Source organism: Mycobacterium shimoidei, from assembly GCF_900417275.1.
GTDB classification, from domain to species: Bacteria; Actinomycetota; Actinomycetes; order Mycobacteriales; family Mycobacteriaceae; genus Mycobacterium; species Mycobacterium shimoidei.
This window is the reverse complement of record NZ_UEGW01000001.1, coordinates 1,259,697-1,280,905: the sequence shown is the minus strand read 5'-3', so window position 1 is coordinate 1,280,905 and position 21,209 is coordinate 1,259,697. Positions and strand designations below refer to the sequence as shown.

The following is a 21,209-nucleotide window of genomic DNA, read 5'->3' as shown; positions in this document are numbered from 1 at the left end:
TCGGGTCGAACAGGTCGAACAAGTCCTCGAAGTCGGCGTGTGCGGGCGGTGCTGCCGCCAGCGGGCCCAGCCCGAACGCCAAAAACGCCCCCGCACTAGCACCCAGTCCAGCGACCTGTGCCCGACGGCGAGCCTTCGTCTTACCTGCTTGACGATTCCGCTTGCGGTGCTGTCCGGCCATTTTATGTTGTGTCCTCCCGAAAACATGCATGCTGGAGCCGGTCGCTCTCAGTCGGCGCTAAGTTAACTCTTAGGTGCACCCTTGTCCCGCAAACGGCACAACTGATCCAAATTTTTTTGAACAATCATCTAGTGAGCTTCAGGACAGCGAACTACAGCGATGGATCCTGAGGACAAAGGCACAGCGGCAGCACCTGATCCGGCAGATGCGCAGCGAATACCGGTCGGGACGTGTCTGTTGGGTCGCACGGTGAGGCCGAGACGACGTCGAGGGAGCATGTGCGCCCAAGAAAATCTCGGCAGTGTCATTGACACCCAGCAAGCTCCCAGGCTCTCGGCGGCATCCCCGGGATCCAACGGCCCGCTATGCGTGAATCATTTGTGCAACAGGTGAATCCGTGTGGTGCGCTATGGATGCACCACGTACGTCCCAGCCAGTTGTGAACGCCGGCGGGCCGTACGCTGTACCGCCACTTCGACGCGAACCAGTAGCCGCTGCCGCATTAGCTCAGCAAATGGAACTCACATAGGAGCCACATGTTGTCGTCGGTAATTTGCGTCATGTAGCAGGTCTAGCAATTCTTGCAGCGTAACAGACGCACGATTCTGTCGCTGGACGACAGGGTCGTCACAGCAAACGGCTTCGCTAATAGACACTACTTACTGTACGGCACCGTTCCTTATTTGAAGTCTGGTACGACCGTTCCGGTTCGCCGATTTTTCACAGCTTCGGGTGCGTGGTCAGGCGGCTGTGGTCTCAGTTTTGGGCGACAATTGCAAGCCACCGCCGGCCGACTGAACCGGGGGGCTAGGCCGTCGCGCGCACGGCACCAAAAGCGAACCGCGGCCCAGGGTTCCTGGGCCGCGGTCGCTCTTGGTGCTGTTACGGAACGTCGTTGCCGGGGTGACCAGTAGCGGATTGTCCGTCCTGGTTGTCGTCGCCGTAGGCAAAGACATCGCCGTTGGTGCCGTTGCCGCCGTTATTGCCGGGGCCGGTACCGTTGCCGCCGGATCCGCCGGTGGCCGTGGCGTTATCCGCAGACGGCGTGCTCGTCCCAGGCGTCGTCGGGTTGCCCGCTCCGATGTTGCCGTCGCCGGCGTTGCCGCCGTGGCCGCCGTTGATACCATTCCCGGCCACGCCGCCGGTGGCAATACCGTTGGTTGCCGAACTGTCCTCGCCGAGTGCCACAATCCGACTGGCACCGCCGTTTCCGCCTTGGCCGCCAGCGCCGCTACCGGAACCGCCGTCGGCTCCCTGAGATGTGCCGCTAGCCTCGGCTCCGGTCCCACCGGCAGAGATAGCGGCCTTGCCGCCGTTTCCCCCGTGGGCGCCGGTGGTGGCGTTGCCGCCGTCACCGCCGGTCGACGTACCGTGGGCCGTCCCACCAGCACCACCGGCCATCGGTTCAGTGCCGAAGGCAGTGATCTTCGAGCTCTGAATGTCAGAGCTGCCGCCGTTACCGCCGACGCTGTTGGCGCCGTCGGCGTCACCACCGTTACCGCCGGTGGAGGTGCCGTACGACACGCCGCCCGCACCGTTCGACTCGAGTTCACCGAAGCTGCCGTTGCCTCCATGGCCGCCGTTGGTGCCGGCCCCGCCGTCACCGCCGATGGCAATGGCAGCGTTGTCAGCCGTACCGACAGTGCCCGCATCGCCCATTTGGAGGCTGGTGTTGTCGACGACCAGGTAGCCGCCGCCGCCGTTACCGCCGACGCTGCCAGTGCCGGTACCGGCGCCGCCGTCGCCGCCGGTCGCACTGCCGTTGGTGATGGTGCCGCCGACAGTTGCCACGGCAGCACCGGCACCGCCCGTGCCGCCCGTGCCGCCGTCGGTGCCGGCCCCGCCAGCACCGCCGGTGACGTCGACGCCGTCAACCGTGCCGCCCGTGGTAGCCGAGACTGTGGCCGCGCCGCCGTCGCCCCCGTTGGTGCCGGTCCCGCCGGCGCCACCAGTGGCCGTGCTACCGGCGACACTGCTGTCCGCACCATCCGCCGTGATGCTCGCAGTGCCGCCGACGGCAGTGTCGCTGGTCGCTCCTGCGACCGCGTGGCTATCAGTGATCGTGCCGTCGTCAGTGGCGCTCACCGTCGCAGAACTGGCGAGTCCACCGGAACCACCGTCGGCGCCCTCGGCACTGCTGCCGGTAATGGTGCCACCGGTAGTCGCCTGGACCAGACCACTTCCGCCCTGATTAGTGGTGCTGGGGCCGCCAGGATTCGTGCCGGCGTTCCCGCCGATGGCGGTGCTGCCACTGATGTGGCCGACGCCACTGCCGGGGTCGCCGAACACGCCGGCGAACACGTGCCCCTGACCACCTTGAGCGCCGGTGCCGCCGTCAAGGCCGTCGCCGCCGTTGCCGCCGGTAGCAGTGCTGTCGGTAGCGGTGCTGCCGTCAGTGTTGGCAACGATCCTGCCCTGGCCGCCGACGCCACCATGACCACCACCGCTGGCCGCGCCGCCGTCACCGCCGGTGGCGGTGCCGCTGGCCTGACTGTCTACACCGAAGGCCTGGATGTTGCCGATGGTGCCGTTACCGCCGACGCTGTTCGCGCCGGTGGCGTCACCGCCGTTGCCGCTCTGGCCGGTGCCGCTGGCTTGGGCCCCGTCGGCCAGAGCTGCCACCTGACCGCTGCTGCCGTTGCCGCCGGTGCCACCGTCGGTACCGTTACCGCCGTTGCCGCCGATGCCACTGCCGTCCGCGGTGGCGCCATCTCCGCCAGCCACGACACTTCCGATGCCGCCGTTACCGCCGGTGCTATTGGCCCCGGTGGCGGCGCCGCCATCACCGCCGGTCCCGACGCCGCTGGCCGTTCCGCCGTTGCCTCCGATGCCAGGCCTGACAAAGCCAGCCTGGATATTGCCGTCACCGCCGTTACCGCCGGTAGCCCCGGCGCCGGTGGCGTCGCCGCCCTCACCGCCGGTGGCGACGCCCGAAGCGCTGCCACCGGTGCCACCTTGGGCGCCTGCGCTGATCTCGGAGCTACCGCCGGTACCGCCGGTGCCACCATCGGCACCGTCACCGCCGGCACCGCCAGTGGCGCTGGCGTCGGAGACCGTACCGCCAGCGTTCGCCGCGAGGACGGCGTTACCACCATTACCGCCGGTGCCACCGGTGCTGCCGCCACCGCCGTCACCGCCGGTGGCGGTAGTGCCGTTAGCGACGGTGCCGCCGTTCGTGGCGGTGATAAAGGCTAGACCGCCGTTGCCAGCGGTGTCGCCGGCTAGTCCGCCGGCCCCGCCGCCACCGCCGATGGCTTTGCCGCCGGCCGCACTGCCCGCGCCGCCGGACTCGACGGCAGCGAGACCTCCGGTGCCGCCCGCCCCACCAGCAGTGGTCGCAGTGCCGTCACCTCCGTCACCGCCGGCACCACCGATGGCGACCCCGGTGGACGTGCCACCGCTGCTGGCGGAGACGAGGGCGCCGCCGCCACCGCCGCCACCGCCGCCGCCGTGGCCGGGCCCAGTCGCGGTGCCGTCAGCACCTGCGCCACCGGCACCGCCGGCACCGGCGGTGGCATTGGGGCCACTGGCCGCCCCAGCCCCACCGTTACCGCCGGCCCCGCCGCCGCCGTCGGCGGTGCCGTGTGTCCCAGCCTTACCGCCGGTGCCACCGGTGCCGCCCGTGCCGCCGTTGCCCTGGCTGATGCCGCTGGTGAAGTCGCCGGCCGCGCCTGCACCGCCAGCACCGCCAGCGCCGCCATTGCCGTAATCGCCGCCGTCACCGCCGTCACCGCCGTTACCACCCACGCCGCCGTTGGCCCACGTGCCGGTCGCGCCTGCACCGCCAGTGCCGCCGTCGCCACCGCTGGTGGCCAAGACACCGTCAGCACCATCGGCGCCCTTGTTGGCGCCGGTGCCGCCGGCCGCACCGCCGGTTCCGCCCTTGCCCACGCTGGTGCCGCGGTTTCCGCCGTCACCGCCGTTACCGCCGTCGGGGTGCGCAGCAGTACCGGCCGCACCCGCACCACCGGCGCCGCCCTTGCCGCCGTCACCGCCGACGCCGCCGTCGCCGCCGTCACCGGCCTTACCCGCCTTGCCGCCAATGCCGGCTCCGCCTGCCGCGCCGCCCTTGCCGCCGTTGCCGGCGTCGCCGCCGCTGCCACCGTTGCCGCCCTTACCGCCAGTGCCGTCGCTGTCAGCGAAAGTGCCGGTCAAACCGAGGGCCCCGGTGCCACCGACGCCTCCGTTACCGCCGACACCGCCGAGCCCGCCGTTGCCGCCGACGCCGAACAGCCCAGCATCGCCACCGGCACCGCCGTTACCGCCATTGGTGCCCTCACCGCCGTCACCACCGTTAGCGCCTGGGGTGTTCGGGGTTAATCCGGCCGCCCCGTTACCGCCGGCGCCGCCGTTACCGCCATTACCTCCGTTGGAGAACCAGGCGAATTGGCCTGCGTCACCGCCGTCGCCGCCGTTACCGCCATTGAGCCCGGCAGCGGCATCGCCGGCGCCGCCGTTACCGCCGTCACCGCCGTTGCCCCAGAACAGGCCACCCGTACCACCGGCACCACCATCGGCGCCGACACCGCCGTCGCCGCCGTCACCGCCGTTGCCGAACCAGAATGCGTTGCCGCCGTCGCCGCCGTCGACACCAGCCTCGGTGCTATCCCAGCCGTCACCGCCGTTACCGAACCACAGGCCGCCACCTTGACCGTCAGGGCTCTCCATCGTGCCGTCAGCACCGTTACAGATGAGGCCGCACACGGTAGTGGGGCTGCCGGCCGCTGCCGCCAGTGCCCCGTACCAGGTGTTGAGCTGGTTGTCGATCGCGTCACCCAGTGGCGTGCCGATCCAGTTGTTGACAAACCAGTCGTTGAGCTCCTGCCCGAACGCCAAGAACGGGTCGGTGCCCGCCACGGCGTTAGCGTCCAGTCCGCCGAGGTTGTCGAAGCCGAGCAGCGAACCCCACGAAGCCGGGTTCAACAGCGCGTCCCACGAGACCGGGTTCAGTAATGCCTCCAAACCACTGGCGTCGAACTCCGGAGTGGCACTCACCCAGGCGCTCGGGTCGAACAGGTCGAACAAGTCCTCGAAGTCGGCGTGTGCCGGCGGTGCTGCCGCCAGCGGGCCCAGCCCAAACGCCAAAAACGCCCCCGCACTAGCCCCCAGTCCAGCGACCTGTGCCCGACGGCGAGCCTTCATCTTGCGTGCATGACGATTCCGCTTGCTGTGTTGTCCGGCCATGTTTGTGTTTGTCCTCCCAAAACATGCTGGAGCCGGTCGCTCTCAGACGGCGCTAAGGTAGCTCTTAGGTGTACGTCTGTCTAAGAAACCGGACAATTGATCCACAACTTTTTTAGAAAAATCGTCCGTTGGCTCCCATAGCAAACTTCTGCTTGATCTGTGAATCTGAAATACGCTGTAAGAAGGCCTCATTCGGCGCAGCGATTCCGCAGATTCAGCGAATCTCTGGTACAACACACTTGCGGCGACGCGCCCGTGGCAAAGGGAACGGCGACCTCGTCCGGTGTATCCAAGAAGATCGCAGCAGTCTCAGCCGCCACTAGGCGCGGCTCGGTGTCCGCCCCTCAAAGGCACTGACATTCCAGGCGAGTGCGGGCAGCCTGCAAGCTTTAAATCGGTTGTGGCCCAGGAGAATGCAAGAGTATTTCTTAGGAGACATTCGGGTCTCGTGGCCGCCGCTGACCGACAGCGGCAAGTCCGCATGCGTTGAGAACTTCGACATGAACCCCTTAGCCGCTGCGGCGGTGGCACCGGCAAAACAACGTCCATCAAGATCGCGGCGATCGGTGGGCAATCTGCACCGAGGCCGCAGCATTTTGCAACTCAAGAATATAGACGAACAAAAACGCCTGTGCGCAACACGATTAGACCCTCGCCGCACTTACACGATCATCGCAGCAAACGAGGCGCCAGACGCCCGCCACTTAGTGTACGGCATCGTTCCTTCGCCAGAAATCTGGTACGTCCGTCTAGGTTTGCCGATCCGTACAGCACTTTCACAGCTCAGCGAGCCAGACCGAAACGCGTCCCATCCCGGCTGTCTGGCATCAACGCGAGTCACGCGCCGGACCGAACCGGGCGAGGGAGCCGTCACGCGGAACGTTCGTAAAACCCTCACCGCATGCACGAATAATTGGTTAACTGCAACACGGTCTTGGCAATCCTGTCGGTGGCAACCGCCGCGTCGCGCGAAGAAAAGGTCAGCAATAGTGAGCGAGCAAGTTGAGCCCAAGGGGCTCTCCGATGAGGCGCGCGAGCGCATCACCGCCGAACTGGCCCGGATACGCGAGCGGCGCGACCGGCTGGAGGCAGAGGTCAGAAGCGACCGCGGTGCGGTGAGCGATCACGCGGACGCCGCCGATGCCATCCAGCGCGCCGACGAACTGGCCAGTCTCGACGAGCGGATCATCGAACTCGACCGCCTGCTGCGGGCCGGCCCGGCACCGTCGGACGAAACCGGACTGCTGCCCGGCGGCACCGAGGTGACGGTGCGTTTCGATGACGGTTCGGTGGTCACCATGGAGGTGATTTCGGTCATCGAAGCGACTCCCGTCGGGCGTGAAGCCGAGACGTTGACCGCCGGCAGCCCGCTGGGGTTGGCCCTGGTAGGGCACAAGCCGGGGGACAAGGTGACCTATACGACACCGCACGGTGAGAACCAGGTCGAGCTGCTCGACGTCAAATATCCGCACTGACCCCGACTAAACTGCCCGCGATGGCCGAGATCGCCCCGTCGCGCGCGCAGCTGAGTTTGACCACCCAGGTGTGGCGCTTCGTCGTCACCGGGGGGCTCTCGGCGATCGTCGACTTCGGCCTCTACGTACTGCTTTACAAAGGGATCGGCCTGCAGGTCGATGTGTCCAAGGCGACCAGTTTTGTCGCCGGCACCATCACCGCCTACCTGATCAACCGGCGCTGGACGTTCCAGGCGCCGCCGAGCACCGCCCGGTTCCTGGTCGTCATGGCGCTGTACGGGATCACCTTCGCGGTCCAGGTGGGGCTCAACCACCTGTGTCTGGCGCTGCTGGACTACCGCAACTGGGCGGTGCCGGTGGCCTTCGTGATCGCGCAGGGCACTGCCTCGGTAATCAACTTCATCGTGCAGCGCTCGGTGATCTTCCGGCTGCGCTGAACGGACCCCCGCGGGCGGTACCCTCATTCACTGATGTTTCCCACGAGTAGCAAGCGGCTGACCGGGTGGGGCCGCACCGCGCCATCGGTCGCGCAGGTGCTCAGCACGCGCGACCCGGAGGTGATCGCCAAAGCGATCGCCTGCGCTGCCGACGCCGGCGCACGCGGGGTCATCGCGCGCGGGCTGGGCCGCTCCTACGGGGACAACGCGCAAAACGGAGGCGGCCTGGTCGTCGACATGACGACGCTCAACCGCATCCACTCCATGGACGCCGACACCCGCCTGGTCGACGCCGACGCGGGCGTCAGCCTGGACCAGTTGATGAAGGCGGCGCTGCCGTTGGGGCTGTGGGTCCCGGTGCTGCCGGGCACCCGCCAGGTCACCATCGGCGGGGCGATCGCCTGCGACATCCACGGCAAGAACCACCACAGCGCGGGCAGCTTCGGCGAACACGTGCGGTCCATGGACCTGTTGATGGCCGACGGAACCATCCGCACCATCACCCCCGACGGCGACGACGCCGACCTGTTCTGGGCCACCGTCGGCGGCAACGGGCTGACCGGGATCATCCTGCGGGCCGTCATCGAGATGACCCCGACCGAGACGGCGTACTTCATCGCCGACGGCGACGTGACCTCTAGCCTGGACGAGACCATCGCCTTTCACAGCGACGGCAGCGAGGCCAACTACACCTACTCGTCGGCCTGGTTCGACGCCATCAGCCCGCCACCCAGGCTGGGGCGCGCCGCGATCTCCCGCGGCTCGCTGGCCCGCCTCGAACAGCTGCCTAAGAAGTTGCAGCGCAATCCGTTGAAATTCGATGCGCCGCAACTGCTTACGCTGCCCGATATCTTTCCCAACGGGCTGGCCAACAAATACACCTTCGGCCCGATCGGTGAGCTGTGGTATCGCAAATCCGGGACCTACCGCGGCAAGATCCAGAACTTGACGCAGTTCTATCACCCGCTGGACATGTTCGGCGAATGGAACCGCGCCTACGGACCGGCGGGCTTTGGCCAGTATCAGTTCGTCGTGCCCACCAACGCCGTCGACGAATTCAAAAGCATCATCCGCGACATCCAAAAGTCGGGCCACTACTCGTTTCTCAACGTGTTCAAGCTGTTCGGACCGGCGAACAAAGCACCGCTGAGCTTCCCGATCCCCGGCTGGAATGTGTGCGTCGACTTCCCGATCAAACCAGGTCTCGGCGAGTTCCTCGACGAACTCGACCGCCGGGTCTTGGAATTCGGCGGACGGCTCTACACCGCCAAGGATTCGCGCACCACCGCGGAAATGTTCCACGCCATGTACCCACGGATCGACGAGTGGATTGCCGTGCGCCGCAAGGCCGATCCAAGCGGTGTGTTCGTCTCCGATATGGCCCGACGTTTGGAGCTGTTGTAGATGGTGTTTGACGCCGTAGGCAATCCGCAGACCATTCTGCTTTTGGGCGGTACCTCCGAAATCGGCCTGGCCATCTGCGATCGCTACCTACAGAACGCGCACGCGCGGATCGTGCTGGCGTGCCTGCCCGACGATCCGGGCCGCGACGACGCCGTCGCGCAGATGAAAGCCGCCGGCGCCAAAGGGGTGGAGTTGATCGACTTCGACGCCGTCGACACCGACAGCCATCCGAAGGTGATCGAGCAGGCGTTCGCCGGTGGCGACGTCGACGTGGCGATCGTGGCGTTCGGGCTGCTCGGCGATGCCGAAGAGCTGTGGCAGAACCAGCGCAAAGCCGTGCAGATCGCCCAGATCAACTACACCGCAGCGGTTTCGGTGGGTGTGCTGCTCGCCGAGAAGATGCGCGCCCAGGGCTTCGGCCGGATCATCGCGATGAGCTCCGTCGCCGGTGAGCGCGTCCGGCGGTCCAACTTCGTCTACGGCTCCACCAAAGCCGGCCTGGACGGCTTCTATCTGGGGCTCGGAGAGGCGCTGAAGGAGCACGGCGTACACGTCCTGGTCATCCGGCCCGGTCAGGTGCGAACCCGGATGAGCGCACACATCAAGGAGGCGCCGCTGACCGTCGACAAAGAATACGTCGCCAACCTCGCGGTCACCGCGTCCGCGAAAGGTAAGGAATTGGTTTGGGCGCCAGGAACATTTCGCTACGTGATGATGGTGTTGCGACACCTCCCACGGCCGATCTTCCGCAAGCTCCCGATCTGATAATGCGGAATGCGCTGGCCACCATCGGCCAGATGATCATCGCTGCGGCGGTAGCCATCGCGGTGGCCGTGGTGTCGCTGAGAGCCATCGCTTCGGTGAACTGGCCGGCCTACCCCTCGTCGAACCAGCTGCATGCGCTGACCACGGTCGGCCAAGTCGGCTGCATCGCAGGGCTGTTCGCGGCGGGCTGGCTGGGGCGACGCGGGTATCGAGTGCTCGCGAGGCTGGGCGGGCTGGTGTTCGTGTCGGCGTTCTCGGTGGCGACATTGGGAATGCCGTTGGGCGCCACCAAGCTCTACCTGCACGGCATCTCCGTCGACCAGCAGTTCCGCACCGAATACCTGACCCGTCTCACCGACAGCTCCGCGTTGCAGGACATGACCTACCTGGGGCTGCCGCCGTTCTACCCGCCGGGCTGGTTCTGGATCGGTGGGCGGGTGGCGGCGCTGACCGGAACACCGGCCTGGGAGATGTACAAGCCGTGGGCGATCACCTCGATCACAATCGCGGCGGCGGTCGCGCTGGTGTTGTGGTGGCGGATGGTGCGTTTCGAATACGCGCTGATCGTGACCGCCACCACCACCGCGGTGACGCTGGCCTACAGCTCGCCCGAGCCGTACGCGGCGATGATCACCGTGCTGCTGCCGCCGGTGCTGGTGCTGGCGTGGTCGGGCCTGCGCGCCGCCGAACGTGCGGCTAGCCGCACACCCGAGGTCGACGGTGCGGCTGGGCGCACACTCGCGGCCGGGGGCGCAGGCTGGGCGGCCGTCGTCGGTGCGGGCATCTTCCTCGGCGTCACGGCGACCTTTTACACGTTGCTGTTCGGCTTCACCGCGTTCACCGTTACCCTGATGGCGCTGCTGCTGGCCGCCACCCGGCGACGGCTGGACCCGCTGATCCGGCTGGCCGTCATCGGCGTGATCGCCGCGGCGATCGGCGCGATCACCTGGCTGCCTTTCCTATTGCGGGCGATGCACGATCCGGTCAGCAACACCGGCAGTGCCTACCACTACCTGCCGGCCGACGGCGCCGAGTTGACCTTCCCGATGCTGCAGTTCACCCTGCTCGGCGCGCTGTGCATGGTGGGCACCGTGTGGCTGGTCATGCGCGCCCGCACCAGCACCCGGGCGGGCGCGCTGGCGATCGGCGTGGTCGCGATCTACCTGTGGTCGCTGCTGTCGATGCTCACCACGCTGGCCCGCACCACACTGCTGTCCTTCCGGCTGCAGCCGACACTGACCGTGCTGCTGGCCGCCGCCGGCGCGTTCGGCTTCATCGAACTCACCGCCGCACTGTCGAAACGCGCACGCGCCGCGGTGCCGGCCGCCGTCGCGGTCGGGCTGGCAGGTGCGATCGGGTTCAGCCAGGACATCCCCGGCGTGCTGCGCCCGGACATCACCATCGCCTACACCGACACCGACGGCTCCGGCCATCGCGGCGACCGCCGACCCGCGGGCGCGGAGAAGTACTACCCCACCATCGACGCCACCATCACCCAGACCACCGGGCGCCCGCGCGATGAAACCGTGGTCCTGACAGCCGACTACAGCTTCCTGTCGTATTACCCCTACTGGGGATTCCAGGGGCTGACGTCGCACTACGCCAACCCGCTCGCGCAGTTCGACAAGCGGGCGGCCGCGATCAAAAGCTGGTCCAAGCTCAAGACCGCCGAGGAGTTCATACACGCGCTGGACACCTTGCCGTGGCAAGCTCCGACCGTGTTCTTGATGCGACGCGGCGCGAACGACAACTACACCCTGCGGCTGGCCGAAGACGTCTACCCCAACCAGCCCAACGTCCGTCGCTACACCGTCGAGTTCGACGCCGACCTGTTCAAAGACCCACACTTCCAAGTCAGCGAAATCGGGCCGTTCGTCCTGGCCGTGCGGAGCGCGCGCTGATGGCCACCGCAACCACCCAGGTCGGGCCGTTACCATCTAGGCCCGTGACTGACGCGGGAGCAAACTACCGGGCCGCCCGCGTCGTCGCCGTCGTCGCCGGTCTGCTCGGCACCCTGCTGGCGATCGCCACCCCGTTTCTGCCGGTCAAACAGACCACCGCCCAGTTGAACTGGCCACAGAACGGCGTGCTGAGCAGTGTCGAGGCGCCGCTGATCGGCTACGTCGCCACCGATCTGTCCATCAGCATCCCGTGCCAGGCCGCCGCCGGACTGACCAAGACCAACAGCGTGCTGCTGTCCACGGTGCCCAAACAAGCGCCCAAAGCCGTCGACCGCGGACTACTGATCGAGCGGGTCAACAACGACCTGCTGGTCATCGTCCGCAACACCCCCGTCGTCGTCGCGCCGCTGAGCCAGGTGCTCAGCCCGGGTTGCCGCAAGCTGGTGTTCACCGCCCACCCCGACCAAGTCACCGGCGAGTTCGTCGGGCTGACCCAGGGCCCCAACACCGAACACCCCGGCGAACCGCTGCGCGGCGAACGCGGCGGCTATGACTTCCGCCCGCAAATCATCGGGGTGTTCACCGACCTGAGCGGACCGGCGCCGCCCGGGCTGACCTTCTCGGCGACCATCGACACCCGCTACAGCAGCTCACCGACCTGGCTGAAGCTGGCGGCGATGGTCCTCGGGGTGACGCTGACCATCGCCGCCCTGATCGCGCTGCACGTCTTGGACACCACCGACAGCACCCGGCACCGCCGCTTCCTGCCACCGCGGTGGTGGTCGATCACCGGGCTGGACGCGTTGGTCACGGCGGTGCTGGTGTGGTGGCATTTCGTCGGGGCCAACACCGCCGACGACGGCTACATCCTGACCATGGCCCGGGTGTCCGAGCACGCCGGCTACATGGCCAACTACTACCGCTGGTTCGGCACCCCGGAGGCGCCGTTCGGCTGGTACTACGACCTGCTGGCACTGTGGGCCCACGTCAGCACCACCAGCATCTGGATGCGACTGCCCACCTTGCTGATGGCGCTGGCCTGCTGGTGGCTGATCAGCCGCGAGGTCATCCCCCGGCTGGGGCATGCCGTCAAGCACAGCCGCGCCGCGGCCTGGACGGCGGCCGGGGTGTTCCTGGCGTTCTGGCTGCCGCTCAACAACGGTTTGCGGCCCGAGCCGATCATCGCGCTGGGCATCCTGCTGACCTGGTGTTCGGTCGAGCGGGCGGTGGCCACCAGCCGGCTGCTGCCGCTTGCGGTGGCCTGCATCATCGGTGCGCTGACGCTGTTCTCCGGGCCGACCGGTATCGCGTCGATCGGCGCCGTGCTGGTGGCGATCGGGCCGCTGCGCACAATCTTGCACCGGCGCACCAGGCGGTTCGGCGTCCTGCCGCTGGTCGCGCCGATCCTGGCCGCCGCCAGCGTCGCCATCATCCTGATCTTCCGCGACCAGACCTTCGCCGGTGAGGTCCAGGCGAACATGCTCAAACGGGCCGTCGGGCCCAGCCTGAGCTGGTTCGAGGAGCACATCCGCTACGAGCGGCTGTTCTTAGCCAGCCCGGACGGGTCGGTTGCCCGCCGCTTCGCGGTGCTGGCGTTGGTTGTGGCGCTGGCGATTTCGGTCGCGATGGCGTTGCGCAAGGGCCGAATTCCCGGCACCGCCGCGGGCCCGAGCCGGCGCATCATCGGCATCACCGTGATCTCGTTCATCGCGATGATGTTCACCCCGACCAAGTGGACGCACCACTTCGGGGTGTTCGCCGGGCTGGCCGGATGCTTGGGCGCGCTGGCCGCCGTCGCGGTCACCGACGTAGCCATGCGGTCACGACGTAACCGCACACTGTTCGCGGCGCTGGTGATGTTCATCGTCGCGTTGTCGTTCGCCAGCGTCAACGGCTGGTGGTACGTATCGAACTTCGGCGTGCCGTGGTCAAATGCGTTCCCAGAGTGGCATTTCGGCTTCACCACGATGCTGCTCGGGCTGACGATGCTGGTCCTGCTGGCGGCGGCGTGGTTCCACTTCGTGAACAACAGCTCCGATTCGCCGAGCCGGCTGCCTCGAATCATGCAGTCGCCGTTGGGGATTGCCGCGTGGTTCATGGTGTTCTTCGAGGTGCTGTCGCTGACCCTGGGGATGACCGACCAGTATCCGGCGTGGTCGGTGGGCCGCTCCAACCTGGAAGCGCTAACAGGTAAGACCTGCGGAATGGCCGACGACGTGCTGGTAGAGCAAGACCCCAATGCCGGCATGCTGACGCCAGTCGGCTCGTCGGTGAAAGACGCGCTGGGCGCGGGCTTGACTGAAGGCTTTGAGCCCAACGGCATTCCGGCTGACGTGTCGGCCGACCCGGTGATGGAACGCCCGGGTGATCGCAGCTTCCTCAACGACGACGGGCTGGTCACCAGCAGCGAGGCAGGCACCGAGGGCGGGACCACCGCGGCGCCCGGCATCAACGGGTCCAAGGCGCGGCTGCCCTACAACCTCGACCCGGCCCGCACCCCGGTGCTGGGCAGCTGGCGCCCGGGCGTGCAGGCGCCGGCGTCGTTGCGCTCGGCCTGGTACCGGCTGCCGCCCCGCGACGAGGCCGGGCCGCTGCTGGTGGTGTCGGCGGCCGGCCGGTTCGACGCCGACGAAGTGCAGGTGCAGTGGGCCGACGACAAGGGCGCCGCGGAAGGAAAGCCCGGCGGCTCAATCGAGTTCGGTGACGTCGGGGCTGCCCCGGCGTGGCGTAACCTGCGGGCGCCGCTGGATGCCATCCCCCGCAGCGCCACCCAGGTGCGGGTGGTCGTCACCGACGACGACCTGGCGCCGCAGCACTGGATCGCGGTGACCCCGCCGCGGATCCCGCGGCTGCGCACGCTGCAAGAGGTCGTCGGCTCGGCCGATCCGGTGCTGCTGGATTGGCTTGTCGGCCTGGCCTTCCCGTGTCAGCGGCCGTTCGGCCACCAAAACGGTGTCATCGAGGCGCCCAAGTGGCGGATCCTGCCCGACCGGTTCGGCGCCGAGGCCAACTCGCCGGTGATGGACAAGAACGGCGGCGGCCCGCTGGGGCTCACCGAGTTGCTGGACCGTGCGACGACGGTGCCGACCTATCTCAAGGACGACTGGTTCCGCGATTGGGGGGCGCTGCAGCGGTTGACGCCGTACTACCCCGATGCGACGCCGGCACGGCTCGATCTGGGTTCGGCGACGCGCAGCGGCTGGTGGAGTCCGGCGCCGCTGCGCCACTGGTGAGCGCACGGTGTGCCGCCGCGCGGGCGGCATCGTCGGAACCCGCCTATGCGTCGCATACGATCGACCCTCGTGCCCCACGACGGTAAACAGCAGCGCATCGCGCGCGTCGTCGCCGTCGTGGCCGGAATCGCCGGCGTGCTGCTGTGCGGGCTGGTTCCGCTGCTTCCGGTGAAGCAGACCACCGCGACGATCCTGTGGCCGCAAGGCACCGCCGATGGGCATGTCACCGACATCACCGCGCCGCTGGTCTCGGGCGCGCCGCGGGCACTGGACATTTCGGTGCCCTGCTCAGCGATCGCCACCCTGCCCCCGGACGGTGGCCTGGTGCTCTCGACGCTGCCGGTCGGCGGATTCGAGGCCGGTAAGAACGGGCTGTTCGTCCGCGCCAACAAAGACACCGTCGTGGTCGCGTTCCGTGACACGGTGGCCGCCGTCGCACCGCGGTCGGCGATCGGCGCCGGCGCCTGCAGCGTGCTGCACCTCTGGGCCGACGTCGGCGGCGCGGGCGCGGATTTCGTCGGGATCCCCGGCGCGGCCGGCACTCTCGCGCCGGAGAAGAAGCCGCAGGTCGGCGGCGTCTTCACCGACCTCAAGGTGCCCCCGCAGCCGGGGCTGTCGGCCCGCGTCGACGTCGACACCCGATTCATCCTCGCGCCCACCATGCTTAAGCGGGCCGCGATGGTGCTCGGCGCGCTGTCGGTGCTGACCGCGATCGTCGCGTTGGGGATTTTGGACCGCCAATCCGGTCGGCGGGCGCCGCGCGGCTGGCGGCATCTGTGGCAGGCCGGGGTCGCGACCTGGCTCGCCGACGCCGGGGTGATCGGGACGCTGCTGGTCTGGCACGTCATTGGCGCCACCTCCTCGGACGACGGCTACAACCTGACCATCGCGCGGGTGTCCCACCAGGCCGGCTACCTGGCCAACTACTACCGGTATTTCGGCACCACCGAGGCGCCGTTCGACTGGTATCTGGGGCTGCTGGCGCACCTGACGTCGATGAGCACCGCCGGCGTCTGGATGCGGCTGCCGGCCACACTGGCCGGGATCGCGGCCTGGCTGATCATCAGCCGCTACGTGCTGCGGCGGCTGGGCCCGGGCAAGGGCGGCCTGGCCGGCAACCGGGTGGCGGTGTGGACGGCGGGCGCGGTGTTTCTGGCCGCCTGGCTGCCGTTCAACAACGGGCTACGGCCCGAGCCGCTGATCGCGCTGGGCGTGATCCTCACCTGGGCGCTGGTGGAAAGCGCGATCGCCACCCGGCGGCTGGTGCCGGCGGCGGTGGCGATCATCGTCGCGATGCTGACCGCGACGCTGGCGCCGCAGGGGCTGATCGCGGTGGGCGCGCTGCTGACCGGGGCGCGCGCGATCGCCCGGATGATCGACCGGCGCCGCGCATCCGATGGCCTGTTGGCGCCGCTCGCGGTGCTCGCGGCGTCGCTGTCGGTGATCACGATCGTGGTGTTCCGGGCGCAGACGCTGGCCACGGTCGGCGAGTCGGCGCGCATCAAGTACAAGGTCGGGCCGACGATCGCCTGGTATCAGGAGTGGCTGCGCTACTACTTCGTCACCGTCGAGAGCAACGTCGACGGCTCGATGGCGCGGCGGTTCGCGTGGCTGGTGCTGTTCTTCTGCCTGTTCGGTGCACTGGTCGTGCTGCTGCGGCGCGGCCGGGTGGCGGGATTGGCCAGCGGGGCGACGTGGCGGCTGATCGGCACCGCCGCTACGGGGCTGTTACTGCTGACCTTCACGCCGACGAAATGGGCGGTGCAGTTCGGCGCCTTCGCCAGCCTGGCCGGTGCCCTGGGCGCGGTGACCGGGTTCGCGTTCGGGCGGATCGGCCTGCACAGTCGCCGCAATCTGTCGCTGTACATCACCGGGCTGCTGTTCCTGCTGGCGTGGGCGACCTCGGGGATCAACGGGTGGTTCTACGTCGGCAACTACGGGGTGCCGTGGTTCGACATTCAGCCCGTCATCGCCAGCCATCCGGTGACGTCGATGTTCTTGGCGGCCTCGATCGTCACCGGATTGCTGGCCGCCTGGCAGCACTTCCGGATGGACTACGCCGGGCACACCGAGATCGCGCCCACCCGTCGCAACCGCATTCTGGCGTCGACCCCGCTGCTGGTGGTGGCGACGATCATGGTGTTGGCCCAAGTGGGCTCGATGGCCAAGGCCGCCGCCGTCCGCTACCCGATGTACACCACCGCCAAGGCCAACCTGGCCGCGCTGAAATCCGGGCTGAGCGACACCGCGTGCGCGATGGCCGACGACGTGCTGGCCGAGCCGGACACCAATGCCGGTCTGCTGCAACCGCTTCCGGGTCAACAGTACGGGCCGGCAGGGCCGCTGGGCGGAGTGAACCCGGTTGGCTTCAGCCCCAACGGCGTCGCCAAGGATCTGTCGTCGGATCCGGTGGTGTCCAAGCCAGGGCTGGTCAACTCCGATGCCTCACCGAACAAGCCCAACGCCGCGATCACCGATGCGGCCGGCACCGCGGGCGGTTACGGCGCCGTCGGTGTCAACGGTTCGCGGGCCGCACTGCCGTTCGGTCTGGATCCGGCGCGCACCCCGGTAATGGGCAGCTACGGCGAGAACAGCCGGGCCGCCACCGCCACCTCGGCGTGGTACCAGCTGCCGGCCCGCACCCCGGACCGCCCGCTCGTCGTCGTCTCGGCGGCCGGAGCCATCTGGTCCTACAAAGAGGACGGCGACTTCAGCTATGGGCAGCAGCTGAAACTGGAATGGGGCGTCACCCGCCCGGACGGCTCGACGCAACCTTTGGGTCAGGTATATCCGATCGACCTTGGGCCGCAACCGGCTTGGCGTAACCTGCGGTTCCCGTTGGCCACGGCCCCGCCGGAGGCCAACGCGGCGCGCATCGTCGCCTACGACCCCAACCTGAGCTCCGAGCAATGGTTCGCGTTCACCCCGCCGCGGGTGCCGATCCTGCAGACCCTGCAGGAGCTGATCGGATCGCAGGCCCCGGTGCTGTTGGACATCGCGACCGCCGCGAACTTCCCGTGCCAGCAGCCGTTCTCCGAACACCTTGGCATTGCCGAGCTTCCGGAGTACCGCATCCAGCCCGACCACAAGCAGACCGCGGCGTCGTCGAACCTGTGGGAGTCGGCCGAGGATGGTGGGCCGTTTTTGTTCACCACCGCGCTGCTGTGGACCTCCACCATCCCGACCTACCTGCGCGGCGACTGGTACCGGGACTGGGGCCAGGTGGAGCAGTACCACCGTCTGGTCCCCGCCGATGAGGCGCCGAACGCCGTGGTCGATCAGGGCGTCACCACCGTCTACGGCTGGAGTCGCCAAGGACCGATTCGAGCGTTGCCATGAGCGATCGCAAGCGCGGCGAAGCCGGGCGCAGCGGGTCGCGACCCGAGCAGCCCATGAGCGATCGCAAGCGCGGCGAAGCCGGGCGCAGCGGGTCGCGACCCGAGCAGCCCATGAACCGTGACGTGCAGCTGGCTCGCTGGGTGGCGACGATCGCCGGACTGGTCGGCTTCGTGTTGTCGATCGCGACGCCGCTGTTGCCCGTCGTGCAGACCACCGCGACGCTGAACTGGCCGCAACAGGGTCAGTTCAAAAACGTTACTGCTCCGCTGATTTCGCAGACACCCGTGGCGGTGACGGTCAGTGTGCCCTGCTCGGTCGTGCGGACGCTGCCGCCGCGGGGCGGGCTGGTGCTGGGCACCGCGCCCAAACAAGGCCGAGACGCCGCGCTGCAGGGGCTGTTCATCAACGTCAGCCGCCAGCACGTCGACGTCACCGACCGCAACGTCGTGATCGCCGGCGCGCCGCGAGACCAGGTCGCCGGCCCGCAATGTCAACGGATCGAGATCACCTCCACGCACGCCGGCACATTCGCCACCTTCGTCGGGCTTCCCGGAGCACCCGGGCAGCCGGCGGGCTTCTCCGACCCGAATCTGCGCCCGCAGATCGTCGGGGTGTTCACCGACCTGACCGGTCCAGCGCCGCCCGACCTGCGACTGTCGGCCACGATCGACACCCGATTCACCACGCAGCCAACGGTGTTGAAGTCGGCCGCCATAGTGCTGGCGATCATTTCCACCATTGTCGCGCTGATCGCACTGTGGCGGCTGGACCAGATGGACGGGCGCCGGATGCGCCGGCTCATCCCGGACCGCTGGCACGGCTTCAGTCTGGCCGACGCCACGGTGATCTTCGTATTCCTGCTCTGGCACGTGATCGGGGCGAACTCGTCCGACGACGGCTACATCCTCGGGATGGCCCGCGTCGCCGACCACGCCGGCTACATGTCCAACTACTTCCGCTGGTTCGGCAGCCCGGAGGACCCGTTCGGCTGGTACTACAACCTGCTGGCGCTGATGACCCACGTCAGCGACCAAAGCATCTGGATGCGGTTGCCGGACTTGGTCGCCGGGCTGCTGTGCTGGTTGCTGCTGTCGCGCGAGGTGCTGCCCCGGCTGGGCCCGGCGGTGGCGTCGAGCAAGGCCGCGATGTGGGCGGCCGCCCTGGTGCTGCTGGCGGCGTGGATGCCGTTCAACAACGGTTTGCGTCCCGAGGGCATCATCGCGGTGGGATCGCTGATCACCTACGTGTTGATCGAGCGGTCGATGTACTCGGGCCGGATGACGCCCGCGGCGCTGGCGGTGGTCGCCGCCGCGTTCACGCTCGGCATCCAACCCACCGGCCTGATCGCGGTGGCCGCGTTGGTGGCCGGTGGTCGTCCGATCCTGCGGATTCTGGTGCGACGGCACCGTCTTGTCGGCACCTGGCCGCTGGTGGCCCCGATGCTGGCCGCCGGCTTCGTGATCCTGCCGGTGGTGTTCGCCGACCAGACACTGTCAACAGTGTTGGAGGCCACCAGGATTCGCGCTGCGATCGGGCCCAGCCAAGCCTGGTACACCGAGAACCTGCGTTACTACTATCTGATCCTGCCCACCGTCGACGGGTCGCTGTCGCGGCGGTTCGGCTTCTTGATCACCTTCCTGTGCCTGGCTGCCGCGTTGTTCATCATGTTGCGGCGCAAGCGGGTTCCCGGCGTGGCCCGCGGGCCGGCGTGGCGGCTGATGGGCGTCATCTTCGGCACCATGTTCTTCTTGATGTTCACCCCCACCAAGTGGGTGCACCACTTCGGGCTGTTCGCCGCGGTGGGTGCGGCGATGGCGGCGCTGACCACGGTGCTGGTCTCGCCGAAGGTGCTGCGCTGGTCGCGCAACCGGGTGGCGTTCGTCGCCGCGGTGTTTTTCCTGCTGGCGCTGTGCTTCGCCACCACCAACGGCTGGTGGTACGTGTCGAGCTACGGCGTGCCGTTCAACAGCGCGATGCCCAAGATCGACGGAATCACAGTCAGCACAATCTTTTTCGTGCTGTTCGCGTTGACCGCGATGTACGCGATCTGGCTGCACTTCGCGTCCCGCGACCGCGGAGAAGGCCGGCTGGGCCGCGCGCTGACCGCCGCACCGGTGCCGATCGCCGCCGGTTTCATGGTCGTTGTGTTCATCGCGTCGATGGTGGCCGGCATCGTCCGTCAATACCCCACCTACTCCAACGGTTGGTCCAATCTGCGCGCGTTCATCGGCGGCTGCGGGCTGGCCGACGACGTGCTGGTCGAGCCGGACACCAACGAGGGTTTCATGGCGGCGCTGCCCGGCGACTACGGTCCGCTGGGCCCGCTCGGCGGGGTCAACCCGGTCGGCTTCACACCCGACGGTGTGCCGGAACACACTGTGGCCGAGGCGATTCGGATGGTCAGCCCGCCGCAGCCGGGCGTCGACTACGACTGGTACGCGCCGGCCAGGCTCAAGACCGCGGGCGTCAACGGATCGACGGTGCCGCTGCCCTACGGCCTTGACCCGGCGCGGGTTCCGGTGGCGGGCAGCTACACCAGCGGCCCGCAGCAGCAGAGCCGCCTCACCTCGGCCTGGTATCGACTGCCGCCGCGCGACGACGGGCATCCGCTGGTGGTTGTCACCGCGGCGGGCAAGATCGCCGGTAACAGTGTGCTGCACGGACATACTGACGGGCAGACCGTCGAGCTGGAATACGCGCGCGCCGACCTGGCCCCGGCCGGCCGGCTGGTGCCCTACGACTTGTACGGCGAGCAGCCCAAGGCGTGGCGCAACCTGCGGTTCGCCCGCTCCGAGATGCCCGCCGACGCGGTGGCCGTGCGGGTAGTGGCCGAGGATCTGTCGCTGACCCCGGACGACTGGATTGCGGTGACGCCGCCGCGGGTGCCCGAATTGCGGTCGCTGCAGGAGTATGTCGGCTCGTCGCAGCCGGTGCTGATGGACTGGGCGGTCGGGCTGGCGTTCCCGTGCCAGCAGCCGATGCTGCACGCCAACGGGGTCACCGAGATTCCCAAGTTCCGCATCACTCCCGACTACACCGCCAAGAAGCAGGACACCGACACCTGGGAGGACGGCGTCAACGGCGGCCTGCTGGGCATCACCGACGTGCTGCTGCGCGCGCACGTCATGGCCACCTACCTGTCGCGGGACTGGGGCCGCGATTGGGGGTCGCTGCGCAAGTTCGACACGATCGTCGACGCGCAGCCGGCGGAGCTCGAGCTCGGCACTGCCACCCGCACCGGGTGGTGGTCACCGGGCCAGATAAGGATCAAGCCTTAGCTTTTAGCCGCA

At 68.1% G+C, this 21,209-nt stretch carries 9 protein-coding genes; 8 read left to right on the top strand and 1 reads right to left on the bottom strand.

Annotated elements, in window-relative coordinates; translation table 11 throughout:
• Window positions 1–1,063: 1,063 nt before the first annotated feature.
• Window positions 1,064–5,365, bottom strand: a complete 4,302-nt coding sequence (locus tag MSP7336_RS06110; RefSeq protein WP_142706745.1) for a beta strand repeat-containing protein — start codon at window positions 5,363–5,365, stop codon at window positions 1,064–1,066.
• 989 nt (window positions 5,366–6,354) lie between these two features.
• On the opposite strand from MSP7336_RS06110, the gene MSP7336_RS06105 reads away from it, so the two are divergent.
• The 8 genes from MSP7336_RS06105 to MSP7336_RS06070 all read left to right on the top strand — a co-directional run bounded on the left by MSP7336_RS06105 (window position 6,355) and on the right by MSP7336_RS06070 (window position 21,197).
• On the top strand, window positions 6,355–6,840 hold the full coding sequence (locus tag MSP7336_RS06105; RefSeq protein ID WP_113963285.1) for a GreA/GreB family elongation factor: 486 nt from the start codon (window positions 6,355–6,357) through the stop codon (window positions 6,838–6,840).
• A gap of 20 nt (window positions 6,841–6,860) precedes the next feature.
• Window positions 6,861–7,277: a GtrA family protein gene (locus tag MSP7336_RS06100; protein WP_113963284.1), complete on the top strand. Its 417-nt coding sequence runs from the start codon at window positions 6,861–6,863 to the stop codon at window positions 7,275–7,277.
• Between the two features lie 33 nt (window positions 7,278–7,310).
• Window positions 7,311–8,681 (top strand): decaprenylphosphoryl-beta-D-ribose oxidase, encoded by a 1,371-nt coding sequence (gene dprE1, locus MSP7336_RS06095; RefSeq protein WP_069393964.1) that lies wholly within the window; start codon window positions 7,311–7,313, stop codon window positions 8,679–8,681.
• Window positions 8,682–9,446 (top strand): decaprenylphospho-beta-D-erythro-pentofuranosid-2-ulose 2-reductase, encoded by a 765-nt coding sequence (dprE2, locus tag MSP7336_RS06090; RefSeq protein WP_113963283.1) that lies wholly within the window; start codon window positions 8,682–8,684, stop codon window positions 9,444–9,446.
• A 2-nt stretch (window positions 9,447–9,448) separates the two neighbouring features.
• Window positions 9,449–11,347 (top strand): galactan 5-O-arabinofuranosyltransferase, encoded by a 1,899-nt coding sequence (locus MSP7336_RS06085; protein ID WP_113963282.1) that lies wholly within the window; start codon window positions 9,449–9,451, stop codon window positions 11,345–11,347.
• Entirely contained in the window at window positions 11,347–14,580 is a 3,234-nt protein-coding gene (locus MSP7336_RS06080; RefSeq protein ID WP_113963281.1) for an arabinosyltransferase domain-containing protein, read from the top strand. The genes MSP7336_RS06085 and MSP7336_RS06080 overlap by 1 nt, the downstream gene beginning before the upstream one ends.
• Window positions 14,581–14,649: 69 nt before the next feature.
• The gene (locus MSP7336_RS06075; RefSeq protein WP_113963280.1) at window positions 14,650–17,919 is read left to right on the top strand and encodes an arabinosyltransferase domain-containing protein; all 3,270 of its coding nucleotides are present in this window, start codon (window positions 14,650–14,652) and stop codon (window positions 17,917–17,919) included.
• A 110-nt stretch (window positions 17,920–18,029) separates the two neighbouring features.
• Window positions 18,030–21,197 carry an arabinosyltransferase domain-containing protein gene (locus MSP7336_RS06070; protein ID WP_069394283.1) on the top strand — a complete coding sequence of 1,056 codons (3,168 nt, stop codon included), beginning with the start codon at window positions 18,030–18,032 and terminating at the stop codon, window positions 21,195–21,197.
• The last annotated feature ends 12 nt before the right edge of the window (window positions 21,198–21,209 follow it).